We start from the raw sequence: 14,193 nt of genomic DNA, 5'->3' as shown, positions 1-14,193 counted from the left end.
CATCCGGCGATGTGACGCCACAGGAGGTATTATCCTCGCTAGCAGAAACCAGGAGGCTTATATGAGCACGCTTGTACTGGTGGAGGCAGTCACAAGCCTCGGCCCTTTACGGGACGGGGTAATTGACAGAAGACTGTGAAGCCGCTTGGGGGATTCAGTGCTCAATGATTTCCATGCCGATCGCCCGCTGAACTTTGTCGAGTTTTGCGGCCGCAATCGGACGTGCTTTTGCAGCGCCTTCGGTCAGAACTTCTTCCAGTTCACCGGAAGACAGGACTTCCTGATAGCGGGTCTGGATCTTTGAGAGAGTATCGCAGACGGAGTCTGCAACCGCCTTCTTGAAGTCACCATAGCCTTTTCCTTCGAAGTCTTTTTCGATCTGTTCGAAGGATTCATTGTCATTGAGACAGCTGTAGATCTGCATCAGGTTGGAGACACCTGCCTGGTTCTCCGGGTCGAAGTGAACGTGGCCGATGGAATCCGTCTTGGCGCTCATGATCTTCTTCTTTGCCTTGGCAAGATCATCGAGCAGATAGACGCAGCCTTTGTCGTTGTGATCAGATTTGCTCATCTTTCTGGTCGGATCGTCGAGGCTCATGATGCGGGCACCGACTTTAGCAACCAGAGGTTCAGGAACTCTGAACAGCTCGCCATAGCGGTGGTTCATGCGGATCGCAACGTCTCTGGTCAGTTCGACGTGCTGTTTCTGGTCGTCTCCGACTGGTACGTAGTCCGGGTCATAGAGCAGAATGTCAGCAGCCATCAGAGCAGGGTAAGTATACAGGCCGCCGGAAAGGTTGGTTTCGCCCTTTGCCTGCTTGTCCTTGAACTGAGTCATGCGGTTGAGCTCGCCCATGTATGTATGGCAGCACATGATGTAGCCGAGCTGAGCGTGTTCTTTCACATCGGTCTGCAGGAAGATGGTTGCTTTCTTCGGATCAAGGCCGCAGGCAAGATACAGGGCGACGCAGTCGCGCAGGTTTTTCTGCAGGGTTGCGGGGTCCTGGGGAACGGTGATGCAATGCAGATTGGCGATGAAGGCGAATACCTCGTATTCATCCTGATAGTCTACGAAATGCTTCAATGCGCCGATATAGCTGCCAAGATGCAGCTGACCTGTCGGCTTGATGCCGCTTAACATGCGTTTTTTCATACTCATTACCTCCGGAAAAATAAAAGCGTCTCTTCTTATGAAGGGACGCAAAGAGAACTTTCTGCGCGGTGCCACCCAGCTTATCAGTTCTGATGAACTGATCACTTTCAGAAATAACGGTTCTGTTCCGCTTCCGTTCGGAAGGTGCTCGCAGGTTCCATCATACGGACTGTTCCGGCAGCTTCCACCTGATCTGCCTCTCTTCTTTTAGAAACAGGAGATTCCGTACTTTTCACCTGGTCAATGCATGACCCTATTTTATTCAATCCTTCTTTTCAGTTCAAGAGCGATCATCGAGAGAAATATATGGCTGATCGCTGCCGACATAGCGGTAGGCAGGGCGGATCAGACGGTCGGCAAATTCGACTTCTTCCATGCGGTGAGCGCACCAGCCTGGAACTCTGGCAATAGCGAATAACGGGGTATAGAGATCTTCTGCGATGTTGAGCATGCGGTAGATGAGACCGGAGAAGAGATCGACGTTTGCACAGACTCTTCTGGTGCTCTTTTTCTCAAGTGCAAAGGCTTCCGGAGCAAGCTTCTCAATGCTGCAGAGAAGGTTCCATTCCTTTTCGAAGCCTTTCTTGCAGGCAAGTTCATGGGACTGCTTCTTCAGGATCTGCGCACGCGGATCGCTGATCGTATAGACGGCATGGCCGATGCCGTAGATCAGGCCGGAATGATCGCCTGCTTCTTTGCGGAGCATTTTCCGGAGCAGATCCAGAACCTCCTGGTCATCAGAAGGGTCATTCAGCTCTTTCATCAGATAGTCAAGCTGCTGCATGACCTTGAGATTTGCACCGCCATGTTTCGGGCCCTTCAGAGCACCGATGGAAGCAGCAATCGATGAATAGGTATCTGTACCGGTCGACGAGATCACTCTGGTCGTGAAGGTGCTGTTATTGCCGCCGCCATGGTCTGCATGGACGACCATGCAGAGATCCAGGAGCTTGGCTTCTTCATGTGTGAATTTCTGATCCGGACGGTAGATGGACAGAATATGCTCGGCGGAGCTCAGTCCCGGAATCGGATAGTGGAAGTACAGAGACTTATGGTCATAGACATGAAGCTTGGTCTCATAGGCATAGATCATCATGGTCGGCAGTTCGGCGATCAGGTTGATGGACTGCTTGATGATGTTCTCAAGACTGGTATCGTCTGCTTTATCATCATAGCTGTACATGGCCAGGACGGATCTTGCCATCTTGTTCATGATGTTCGGAGATGGTGCATTCATGATCATGGTTTCCGGGAAGCCGTCCGGCAGTTCCCGGTGGCTTTCGAGAATCCTGGAGAAGCGTTCGAGATGATCTTTGTTCGGAAGCGTTCCGAACAGCAGCAGCCAGACAACCTCTTCAAACAGGAAACGGTCTTTCGTGATGGCTTCATTGACGATGTCATTGAGGTCAATGCCGCGGTAGATGAGCTTGCCGGGAATCGGGGTGATAGTTCCGTCTTCTTTGCGATCGTAGCCGATGACATCGCAGATATTGGTCAGGCCGGCCAGCACGCCGGTCCCGTCCGGATTGCGCAGTCCGCGCTTTACCCCGAGTTTTTCACTGATCTCCACATTGATTCGGTTGTTCTTCCGGAATTCCCTGCAGAGCAGTTCCATATCTTCCGGTGCAAGTTCTGCTACGTTCGGATAAAAACGATCCATTTCTGTCAGCCTCCCAGCAATCTTGTTCCCATTATAGGACAATCTGAACTCACACGGATCTTTCCTCGTGCATGCATGATATGATTTCTGGTAACAGGAGTGTGTTTCAGATGAAAAAGTTCTATCAGCTTCTATCTCTGCTCTGCATTGTTTCCGGAATTCCGATGCTGGAAATGAGCAGAATGCTTGGCATCGGTCTGATCATGCTTGGAATGGCCGGCATGATCCTTGCAATCGTGCTGAAGCCGGCGCCTGGCATCACTGGCCCGGGGCTGCCGATGGATGAGACGACGATGCCGCTCGATGATACGCCGGAGGTTCCGCATGCCTCGGCAGAGGAACTGGCTGCGATTGCAGAGCAGGTGCTGAAGCAGCAAGTGACCGTCAGCAGCTCGTCGGGAGACCGAGAGAGCGGCAGCTATGAGTATCTGTTCTATGCCGAGAAAGGCTTGCATGGTGATCAGGTGGAGGCATTGAAGAAGCAGCTGCGGAAGAAGTATCCGGGTGCTTATCGGATTCTGAGGGTTTCGGATCATTCTCTGAAGGTGCTCTACATCCCTTCGGTCTGAAAAAGGATTATTCTATAGGCATGGAACTGGAGGCAGGTTTATGAAAGCAGTACTGATTCCGGGCGATGGCATCGGAAAAGAAATATCAGAAAGTGCAAAGCAAATATCGGCAGTGCTGAATACTGGCATCGAATGGGAAGAATTCCATGCCGGGGCAGAATATTTTGAGCAGAGCGGAAATCTGATCGAGCCGGGGCTGATCGAAGCGATCGAACAGGATGGCATCGCCCTCAAGGGACCGACGGCAACGCCGATCGGCAAGGGATTTCGTTCCATCAATGTCCAGCTGCGCCAGCGGTTTGGCACCTATGCAAATCTCCGCCCGGTTCATTCCAGAATCGGCGTGAAAAGCAGATATGAGAACGTGGATCTGGTCGTGATCCGGGAGAATTCGGAAGATCTGTACATGGGTCTTGAGTATAAGATCGGTACGGATACAGCACATGGCATCAAGCTGATCACGCGCCAGGCGAGCGAGCGCATTGCCCGCTTTGCGTTTGAATATGCAAGAGCGCATGGCAGACATCTGGTTACCTGCGTGCATAAGGCAAACATCATGAAATATACCGATGGCCTGTTTCTTGAGGCATTCAATCATGTGGCAGAGTCTTATCCGGATATCGCGCATAATTCCGTGATCGTCGATGCGATGACGATGAAGCTGGTGATTGATCCGACGCAGTTCGATGTGATTGTGGCACCGAATCTGTATGGCGATATCTTAAGTGATCTGTGTTCCGGATTAGTCGGCGGTCTTGGGTTTGCGCCGAGTGCAAATATCGGCGATCATCAGGTCATCTATGAAGCAGTTCATGGCAGTGCTCCTGATATTGCCGGCAAGGATCTGGCAAATCCTTCTGCATTACTGCTAGCCATGGGAATGCTGTTAAAGGATCATGGCATGAGCGAAAAGGCAGATGCGCTGGAACATGCGGTCGATGAAGTGATCCGCAAGGGCGAGCACACCACGAGAGACATCGGCGGAACTGCCGGAACCAGGGAATTCACGGATGCGGTCATTGCAGAACTGGAGGCGGCAGAATGATTGAGAAGATCAGCCACGGCGTTTTTTACCTGCAGGGAAGAACGGTTCAGTATATTGCCGGAGAAAAACCGGAAGAAGCCAGAAAGAAGACCATGGCATGGAAGATTCTGAGTGCTCATAACCAGGGCACGGATCCCGGAAATCTGCACCTGCGGTTTGATTCTCTGACGAGCCATGACATCACGTATGTCGGCATCATTCAGACTGCCCGGGCATCCGGCATGAAGAAATTTCCGATGCCGTATGTGCTGACGAACTGCCATAACAGTCTCTGTGCAGTCGGCGGAACGATCAATGAAGATGATCATCAGTTTGCTTTGAGTGCTGCTCATAAATACGGGGGCATCTATGTGCCGCCATGCCTGGCTGTCATTCACAGCTACAACCGGGAGATGATGACTGGCTGCGGCCGCATGATTCTCGGTTCGGATTCACATACGCGTTATGGTGCGCTAGGAACGATGGGCATTGGCGAAGGCGGCGGGGAACTCGCTAAGCAGCTGGTCGGCAGAACCTATGACCTGGCCAGACCGGAAGTCGTCCTGGTCCATGTGACTGGAGCACTGAAGTCCGGGGTTGGTCCTCAGGACGTTGCCCTGGCCTTAGTCAGAGCAGTCTATGCAGATGGCTTTGTGAAGAACAAGGTGCTGGAGTTTGCTGGTCCTGGCGTACATGGACTCAGCCAGGATGAGCGCAATGGCATCGATGTCATGACGACGGAAACGACTTGTCTCAGCTCAATCTGGGAGACGGATGAAGTTACAGAGGAATACTACTCCAAGCATATGCGCCCGGATGATTACCGGAAGCTGGAGCCGGAAGATGGTGCTTATTATGATTCATGCCTGGAACTGAATCTGGATGAGATTCCATGCATGATTGCGCTGCCGATGCATCCGAGCTATGCACTGCCGATTCATGAGCTTCAGAAAGATCCTGAGAAGTATCTGAAAGAAGCAGAAGACCGGGCAAATCGTCAGCTGAACGGCAAGGTGACGATGAACCTGGTTTCCAAGATTGATGAATCCGGAAGAATTCATGTAGACCAGGGTGTCATTGCCGGATGTTCCGGAGGAACCTATGAGAATATCTGCGCGGCTGCACAGATCCTGAAAGGGCAGGACTGCGGTAATGGCGAATTCAAGATGAGTGTGTATCCGGATTCCATGCCTACCTATAAGGCACTGGTGGAAAACGGAGCAGTTTCAGATCTGATTTCGGCTGGGGCAGTATTCCGCGAAGCATTCTGCGGGCCTTGTTTCGGAGCAGGCGATACTCCTGCGAATGGCGAGCTTTCCATCCGTCACAGCACGAGAAACTTTCCGAACCGGGAAGGCTCGAAGCCTACGGAAGGACAGATTGCCGGCGTGGCATTGATGGATGCGCGTTCCATTGCGGCAACCGCAAGGAACGGCGGCATTCTGACGGCAGCAGATGAGATCGTGGAAGAACCGCTTCAGGCACTTCCGTATCACTTTGATGCGGGCATCTATGCAAGAAGAGTTTATGATGGCTGGAATCATCCGGAACCGGACTATGAGCTCCGGTTCGGACCGAACATCAAGGACTGGCCGGAACAGCCTGCCCTCAGCGATGATCTGCTGGTGAAGATTGTCAGCTATATCACCGATCCGGTCACGACGACGGATGAACTGATTCCATCCGGTGAAACTTCGAGCTATCGTTCCAATCCGCTGCGTCTGGCGCAGTTCACGCTGAGCCGCCGGGATCCTGCTTATGTAGGCAAGGCGGAAGCAGTGCAGAAAGCAGATGCAGATCGGAAAGCAGGAACTCTGTCAGAAGAACTGAAGCAGGTATATCAGAAGCTTTCGGATCATGGCATTGCGAATGATCCTATGCATACGAACTTCGGTTCTGCAATCTTTGCGAACAAGCCTGGTGATGGCAGTGCGAGAGAACAGGCAGCTTCCTGTCAGAGAGTGCTTGGCGGGGCGGCGAACTTTGCGGTCAGCTATGCGACGAAGCGCTATCGTACCAACTGCATCAACTGGGGCATCCTGCCGTTTCTCATTGAGAAGCCGGAAGAGATTGAGAATAGCGATTATATCTTCCTGAAGGGAGTGCGGAATTCTCTGGAAGAAGGAAACGATCACTATCAGGCATTTGCAGTCAAAGCAGATGGCAGCGTGAAAGAGATTGCGGTCCATCTTGGCGCGACGGAGATGGAGGAGCGTGAGATTCTCTCGGATGGCTGTCTGATCAATCATTATCGGAAAACAATCTGAATGAATCCAGGCATGATAACTGGGAAAAATGAAGTGCAGTCTTACACCAGGCTGCACTTTTTCTAAGCCCCGCATGGACTGCAGCCAGGCGGTTTGAAAACGCCTGGAATCTTTCAGCAGGAATTGTCACTTGAAGGCAAGGGTGTCCATTGCAGAAAGTGATCTCCAGGATGCCCGAAGCATCCGGCAAAGTGACGGATACTGAATCATCGGAGAAATAAAAAACGAACAGCTGATGAAGATAGCTGCTCGTTCTCTGCGATTCAGTCCAGCTCCCAGCTGCCGCCGCCAAGATCCCGGAACGAAGAGGAGAAGAATTCCTGCATGGCTTCGGCAAGGTAGGCAGTGTCTTTCGTGCCGGCCGTTTCCCAGCATGAATGCATGGCCAGCTGCGGCAGGCCGATGTCGACCGTATTGAGCGAGAAATGGGAATTGGAAATGTTGCCTAAGGTAGAACCGCCGGCCATATCGGAACGGTTCGTGAATTCCTGCAGAGGAACTTCTGCTTTGCGGCATACCTCACGGAATACTGCCGCGCTGACGGCGTCGGTCGTGTAGCGCTGGCTGGCATTGTATTTGATCACGATGCCTTCATTGATCTTCGGGCGATTCACCGGATCTGCTTTGGAAGCGTAGTTGGGATGAACGGCATGGGCATTGTCGGCGCTGACCATGAACGAGCTGATGCGGGCCCGTTCCGTGTCCTCAGTGTTCTTTCCCATCAGCGTGCAGATGCGGCGCACGACGTCTTCCAGGAAGGTGGAGTCTGCGCCCTGCTTCGTGCCGGAGCCGACTTCTTCATTGTCGAAGATTGCAAGCAGAGGAATACTGTTCTCCGGTGCAGCGTGCAGGAATCCCTGCAGGCATCCGAATGCACACTGCAGGTCATCCAGATGGCCGGCAGAAAGGAATTCGTGATTGGCTCCCCAGATCGTTCCCTTTCCTCTCTGATAGAGGAACAGATCATGGCCGAGGATGTCTTCCGGCTTCACGCCGGCAGCTTCGGCAATGATCTTCATGAAAGATCCTTCTGATCCTTCCAGTCCCAGAATGGGTTCCATCTCATTCTGAACATTGATCTCATGGCCGCTGTTGGCCGTGCGGTCCATATGAATGGCCAGGTTCACGATCTGCACCAGATCCCGGTCAACGTTCACAAGTTTTGTCATAATCCGGTTACCGTCTCTGACCAGAACTCTGCCTGCCACAGACAATGGCCGATCAAACCATGTGCTCATCAGCATCCCGCCGTATTTCTCTACGTTCAGGGTGATGTATCCTTCTTTCTTGATTTCCGGGTTTTCCTTGATCTTGAAGGAAGGGGAGTCACTATGGGCAGCTCCGATCATGAAGCCCTGAAAGTCTGTCTTCGGAATTGCAAAGGCGATGACGGAGCTCTCATTGCGGAGCACGAAATACTTTCCGCCTTTCGCAAGATTCCATACATTGCCTTCGGCAAGTTCTTCAAAGCCGTTCTGCTTCAGAATCCTGCGGATCTGATCTGCGGCGTGAAATGCGTCCGGGCTTTCATTCAGAAAGTCCAGCAGTTCTTCGTTTACTGATTCGTACATATGGTGTCCTCGTTTTCCGTCGGAATTATACCATGAGGCACAAAAACTGTTTATAATAGCGGGGTTATTGATTGAGAGTACTGTTTATGAAAACAACCGGGAAACTGTCTTCCAGAGAGAAAAGAGAATTGCGTCAGCAGCAGGAAACAAAGAGAAAACGGAATCGGATGATTGCGGCCTCTATGCCGGCACTGTTCTTTTATTATGATGAGCTGGTTCTCAAGGCTTCCACGGTAAACCGGAACTGGAACATTGATCTGCTGTATATCTTTTTATTTTCACTTGGATACGGAGCGGTCGTATGGTTTCTCAGTTCGCTGAGCAGAAATGAGAAAGCAAATCGCAGAATCCGCACGATTGCCATAGTTCTTGTGACTGTGCTGTTCTGTATCTTCTATTTTGTGTTCCTGCAGTTCAAGGTGTTCTATGACCTGAATACGGTGTTTGCCGGAGCCGGGGATGCGGTAGGGGAATTTCAGAGCCTGATCTTCTCACTGATCTTTTCGGCAAGAGGAATCACGAGGCTTCTCTTGTTCTGGGGGCCAGTTGTGCTGTATCTGAAATTCCGGCCGCGATTTGATGATGGCCTTCAGTCTTCTTCCCTCGAAAAGTTCCTGAACGGGGCGACTGCGGTCATTGCCATTGTTCTGAATCTCCTATTGATCTCAATGAATCCGCTGTACTGGAATGTCTATTCTGATGAATATAACTTCCAGAATGCAGTGACCGATTTCGGACTGCTCAGTGCGTTCCGCATGGATCTGGTGCGCAATGCGGATTCGGAAGCTTCACTGAGCTTTGAGACCGTCGCACCGGAAGTGACTCCGGAAGCTTCTGCAGAAGCCTCAGAAGAACCGATTGCTTATGGGTACAGCGAGATGGACATCGACTTTGAATCATTGGAGCAGACCGGGACCAGCGCCCAGCAGGAGCTGGATCGGTATGTCAGCTCTCTGACTCCGACAAAGCAGAATGAATATACTGGTCTGTTCAGGGGAAAGAATCTGATCTTCATCAGTGCAGAAGCGTTCTCAGGAGATATCATCGATCCAGACCTCACGCCGACGCTGTATCGTCTGGCCAGCAAGGGTATTCAGTTCACGGACTACTATCAGCCGGCAAGTGCGGGAACAACAGGCGGAGAGTGCGAGAATCTGTTCGGGCTCATGCCGACCAAGGGTGGTTCTTCCGTGAAGATCACAGCGGATTACAACAATTACTTCACGATGGGAAACCAGCTGAATCGTCTGAACTACAATGGCTGGGCATTCCATAACAATGACTACACGTTCTACAGCCGGAATCTGACTCATAACAATCTTGGCTATTCCAATGGCTTCATGGGCTATGGAAATGGCATGGAGAACTATGTCACTTCGCAATGGCCGCAATCAGATCTGGAAATGATGGAAGGGACGGTGGACTTCTATCTCAGCCATCAGCCGTTCAATGTCTATTACATGTCCGTATCCGGACATAATCCGTATTCGGTTTCCGGCAATGCGATGTCGGCGAAGCACTGGGATGAGGTCAGCGGCCTGGATCAGTACAATGATGAAGTCAAGGCATATATTGCCAGCCAGCTCGAACTGGAAGACGCGCTGACGTATCTGGTGAATCGGCTGGAACAGGCAGGTATTGCCGATGATACGGTCATCGTGCTGAGTGCGGATCATTTTCCATATGGGCTGGATTATGACGAGAGTCTGGAAAACAGCACGAACCTGGATAATCTCTATGGCTATACGGTCACGAATTATCTGGAACGGGATCATAACCGCCTGATCCTCTGGAGCGGATGCCTGGAAGACATGGACCCGATTGTCGTGGATACGCCGGTTTCTTCGATTGATATTCTGCCGACGCTCAGCAATCTGTTCGGTACGGAATGGGATTCCAGACTTCTGCCAGGCAGAGATGTGTTCTCGGATGCGGAACCCCTGGTATTCAATATGAACTATGACTGGAAGACAGATCAGGGCTATTATCTGTCCGCATCAGGCAAGTTCTATCCGAATGAAGGGGTGACGGTCAGCGATGATTATGTGGACCGCATCCGGACTCTGGTGCGCAATAAGATCAATTACTGCAATGGAGTGCTGAGCACGGATTACTATGCACATGTCTTCGGCAGCGAGGAGCCGGCAGGACCTTCCCCCATCCCGACGCCTGCCCTGGAACCGGAGTCATCTGCGGATGCGCTGCCGGAAGAGAGTTCTTCTGCAGAATTAAACCAGGAATCGTGAGAAATCTGACCTGCTGATTTTTAAATTTAGTGTTGCATTGCCGCTTTGAGTGAGGTATTATATCTAAGCGTTCGGAAGAACACATGGTTCCTTAGCTCAGTTGGTAGAGCAACTGACTCTTAATCAGTGGGTCGAGGGTTCGAGTCCCTCAGGAACCACTTCGATAACCGCAGGTTCTGCGGTTTTTTTCTGCTTTAGCAGAAAGCCGGAACAAGCTGTGGAATATTCATGCATGAATGACATGAAAGCGCTTTGATCATCAGCTTTTATCACATTCTGACATATTTTTTCAAAAGAGCTTGATTTTCGGAAATGATGTGCTATTATCATACCTGCCTTGAGTCAGAAAGACTTGCGGCAGAGAATTGCGAGCATCACTGAAGAATCTGTTCAGTGATTGATATACAGCAGTTCCTCGGGAGATGCTCCTGAGTATATATACAAAGATGACCTCAGCAGATGCTGAGTTTTTTTGTGCGGTGAGGGAGAATTACTGCTATGATGCACAAAGAGGAGGCTAGTGCATATGACAAAGGAGTTCAGTTCAAAACAGGCAGTGATCATGCCGGAGGGTGTATTCATTATCGGAACGTATGATGAGAACGGAGTTCCGAATGCGATGAATGCCGCATGGGGACAGCAGTCTGATTACGGTGAGATTACCTTTTTCCTGGCTCATCATAAGACCACGGAGAACATCAGGAAGACCGGAGCATTCACGGTAGCGTTTGCGACTGCAGACACGGTTGCGATTTCTGATTACTTTGGAGTGGAAACAGGTGCTAAGGTCAATAAGATCGAGGCGGCAGGTGTCCATGTGAAAAAGGCGCCGCATGTGAATGCTCCGGTGATTGAAGAATATCCGGTTACCCTGGAATGCACCTGCAAGTCCTGGGATGAGGAGACCGGAATTCTGGTCGGTGAGATCGTAGATATGCTCGCTGAGGAATCCGTGCTTACGGATGGAAAAGTGGATGCAGACAAGCTGAAGCCGATTGTGTTTGATATGGGTACCAATTCCTACCGGGTCATCGGGCCTGTGGTCGGCAAGGCATTCCATGATGGACTTGCCTTGAAAAAGTAAATTTCTGATCAGCGTATTTCCTGAATCCTCGTGAAGCATACGAGGATTTTTTGACCGTTTCTGTTCCTGCTGTGGTATGAATCCGGAAACTTCATATGCTCCGGTTGTTCTGGCATTCGTTTCTTCTTACCATGTCTCTGATGGAACCAGGACTGAAGGAACTCAGAACATTTCTGAAGAAGATGATTGCGTTCTGCATGCTTGCCGGAAGCTTATGCGCCTGCAGAGAATCAGATCTGACAGAGCTCAGACCAGGCGGATCATTGACAGTGAAAGCTGCTGCAGAGCTTCTTCTGAACCGGACAGGACTATCAGAAGATGTGCTTGGAGTTTCGGAAGAAGATCGGCTGGCGCTTGCCCATAGTCTCGGCATGCTTGGAAATGAAGATCCGAACCTGATCTGCAGCAGAGAAAGGCTGAGCAAAATGAAGGAGATTGCAGAGCAGGTGAAGACGGCGATGTCTTCAGAGTCTCTGCAGCCGCTGTTTCTGAATGGAATGGCTCAGCCGATCTTTCCATATTCAGATGGCACAGCCAGAAAGAAAGATCATGCAGTGATCCGGTTCTGTGTCTATGTAGAAACGGATTATGACACGGACAAAGACGGGAAGCGGGATCTCATCAAAGCAGTGGTGCAGCTTCCGGAAGCTGCAGCAAGAGGGGATTATCAGGCTGCTGTGATCTATGAGGCAAGGCCATACAGCAGCGGCTGCACGCCTTTCTATGACATTGATGAGATTTCAGGGCATTCCTATGATCTGAAGAAGCTCTATGCAGAGCCGGCTCCAAGAGTGCCTGCCGGAGAGATCAGCACTCTCGAAGCGGCCAGGAACGCAGATGTTTCTGACTGGTATTATTACAACCCATATGAAGATCGATATATGTATGAAGATCTGGACTGGTATGACTATTTTCTCGTCAGAGGGTATGCGGTGGTGCTGTGTGCAGGGCTGGGGACGTATCAGTCGGAAGGATTTCAGACCTGCGGTTCAGAACTGGAGATTGCAGCATTCCGTTCGGTCATTGAATGGCTGACTGACGATCGGAAGGCATATGCTGACCTGGATTCTGATCTTGAGATCAAGGCAGACTGGTGCAATGGTTCAGTCGGTATGGCGGGAATGTCCTATGCCGGAGCGACGCAGTTCGGGGTGGCAGGAACAGGCGTCAGGGGACTGAAGACGATTGTGCCGGTGTCGGGGATTGCCAGCTGGTACGAGTACGTAAACAGCCAGGGAGCACCGATCGTCGGGAACCCGGGCAATCAGCTCAGCAGTCTGGCACTGTATTGTGCAGGAAGATATCTGGACTCGGAAGACTGGAAGACTATTGAGAAGAACTATGGAGATTATCTCCATCAGCTTCAGCGGGATCAGATGGCTCACGGGAGCGATTACAGTGCGTTCTGGAAAGAACGGGACTATACCCTGCATGCGGAGAATCTGAATTGTTCTGCCCTGATCGTGCAAGGACTCAATGATGATAATGTGAAACCGAAACAGGCAGATCTGATGGCAAGAGCGTTTGTGAAGGCAGGGATGCCGGTGAAACTTCTGCTGCATCAGGATGCCCATGTAGCCCCGGTTTCTCATACCGGAGGCTGGACGATGCTGGTGAATGGGGAGCCTTATGAAGACCTTCTGAATCGCTGGTTCTCTCATTTTCTTTATGGAATTGAAAACAGGATTGAAGAGATGCCCGCTATGCTTGTTCAGAATGGCCATGATCCGGAACAATGGGATGCGTATGATACCTTTCAGGCGGCACAGGTGCTTTCCATGCATGCAGAACAAAGGGCAGACCGGATCATTTCTTCCGGTCCTTCTCTCTCGGAGGATCATGCTACCTGGCGGGTGAGGATGAAGCAGGGGATCACGATCCGTGGCAGTGCATCCGTTGCTTTTGATGCGGCGGTCATGGAAGGAACTVCAGAGGATGCTCTCATTGTGAAGGCAGCACTGATTGATACGGCAGACGAACCATTTCCGATTCTGAGAAAAGAAGCAGGATCAGCAGAAATAGCAAAGGAAAGGATCGGTGAAGATGCCTGCTGGCAAGGGGCACAGTTACCCCGTCTGGATCTCATCAGGCTGCAGACTGCAGAGACCCACTGGAATGTCATCACAGAAGGATGGATCGATCTCTGCAATCCGGAGTCTGGTTATGAGAGTGCTTCTTCAGAACGATCTATCCTGCCCGTGACCGGCGAGGTTCATACGTATCAGATCTGTCTGCAGCCAGAGGTCTATCACGTCCCGGCGGGCCATGAACTGGTCCTCATATTGTCTGCCCCCGGTCATCAGAGCGGTCTGAAGAAAGAACCGTATTCCTTTGCGATCCGGAAAGAATCTGTTTCCATCAAGATTCCATGTGAAGAGGAACCTGATGTTTCTATGAGACTCATCGAATAGCAGAAAGACCAGACCTTCTCTGCAGTGCTAGAATGTTTCGTGGAAAGAAGGGCTGTCATGTCAAAGAAAGTCTATCGGATTTTCGTGATCAATCCAGGGTCTACTTCGACGAAGCTGTCATTGTTCGAGAATGAGAAGAAAGTGTTTGAGGACAATGTGTTCCATGATTCAACGGTTCTGAGATCCCTGGGTGATATCAATAACCAGC

At 51.0% G+C, this 14,193-nt stretch carries 9 protein-coding genes and 1 tRNA gene; 7 read left to right on the top strand and 3 right to left on the bottom strand.

Annotation, left to right across the window (positions count from 1 at the left end; translation table 11 throughout):
* Positions 1-154 precede the first annotated feature (154 nt).
* Positions 155-1,153, bottom strand: a complete 999-nt coding sequence (gene trpS, locus FYJ51_RS12775) for a tryptophan--tRNA ligase (RefSeq protein ID WP_105304511.1) — start codon at positions 1,151-1,153, stop codon at positions 155-157.
* Positions 1,154-1,433: 280 nt separating this feature from the next.
* Positions 1,434-2,813, bottom strand: a complete 1,380-nt coding sequence (locus FYJ51_RS12770; protein ID WP_105304510.1) for a citrate synthase — start codon at positions 2,811-2,813, stop codon at positions 1,434-1,436.
* A gap of 110 nt (positions 2,814-2,923) precedes the next feature.
* On the opposite strand from FYJ51_RS12770, the gene FYJ51_RS12765 reads away from it, so the two are divergent.
* Genes FYJ51_RS12765 through FYJ51_RS12755 form a run of 3 tightly spaced genes read left to right on the top strand, consistent with a single transcriptional unit; the run spans position 2,924 to position 6,673 of the window.
* The gene (locus FYJ51_RS12765; RefSeq protein ID WP_105304509.1) at positions 2,924-3,382 is read left to right on the top strand and encodes a hypothetical protein; all 459 of its coding nucleotides are present in this window, start codon (positions 2,924-2,926) and stop codon (positions 3,380-3,382) included.
* A gap of 40 nt (positions 3,383-3,422) precedes the next feature.
* A complete protein-coding gene (locus FYJ51_RS12760; RefSeq protein WP_154505950.1) occupies positions 3,423-4,427 on the top strand; it encodes an isocitrate/isopropylmalate dehydrogenase family protein in 1,005 nt (334 codons plus the stop codon).
* Positions 4,424-6,673, top strand: coding sequence for a hydratase (locus tag FYJ51_RS12755; RefSeq protein WP_154505949.1), 2,250 nt, complete (start codon positions 4,424-4,426; stop codon positions 6,671-6,673). The genes FYJ51_RS12760 and FYJ51_RS12755 overlap by 4 nt, the downstream gene beginning before the upstream one ends.
* Positions 6,674-6,936: 263 nt before the next feature.
* On the opposite strand, the gene FYJ51_RS12750 is transcribed toward FYJ51_RS12755, so the two are convergent.
* Positions 6,937-8,244, bottom strand: a complete 1,308-nt coding sequence (locus FYJ51_RS12750) for a M18 family aminopeptidase (protein ID WP_105304506.1) — start codon at positions 8,242-8,244, stop codon at positions 6,937-6,939.
* Between the two features lie 86 nt (positions 8,245-8,330).
* On the opposite strand from FYJ51_RS12750, the gene FYJ51_RS12745 reads away from it, so the two are divergent.
* The 4 genes from FYJ51_RS12745 (at position 8,331) to FYJ51_RS12730 (ending at position 13,985) form a co-directional block, all read left to right on the top strand.
* The gene (locus FYJ51_RS12745; protein WP_154505948.1) at positions 8,331-10,490 is read left to right on the top strand and encodes an LTA synthase family protein; all 2,160 of its coding nucleotides are present in this window, start codon (positions 8,331-8,333) and stop codon (positions 10,488-10,490) included.
* 85 nt (positions 10,491-10,575) lie between these two features.
* Positions 10,576-10,648, top strand: a tRNA-Lys gene (locus FYJ51_RS12740).
* A 368-nt stretch (positions 10,649-11,016) separates the two neighbouring features.
* Positions 11,017-11,574 carry a flavin reductase family protein gene (locus tag FYJ51_RS12735; protein ID WP_154505947.1) on the top strand — a complete coding sequence of 186 codons (558 nt, stop codon included), beginning with the start codon at positions 11,017-11,019 and terminating at the stop codon, positions 11,572-11,574.
* A gap of 95 nt (positions 11,575-11,669) precedes the next feature.
* Entirely contained in the window at positions 11,670-13,985 is a 2,316-nt protein-coding gene (locus FYJ51_RS12730; RefSeq protein ID WP_154505946.1) for a CocE/NonD family hydrolase, read from the top strand.
* Positions 13,986-14,193 lie beyond the last annotated feature (208 nt).

The organism is Stecheria intestinalis (assembly GCF_009696165.1).
In the GTDB taxonomy this organism is placed as follows: domain Bacteria; phylum Bacillota_I; class Bacilli_A; order Erysipelotrichales; family Erysipelotrichaceae; genus Bulleidia; species Bulleidia intestinalis.
The sequence above is the reverse complement of the archived record's forward strand: the minus strand, read 5'-3'. Positions and strand labels throughout refer to the sequence as shown.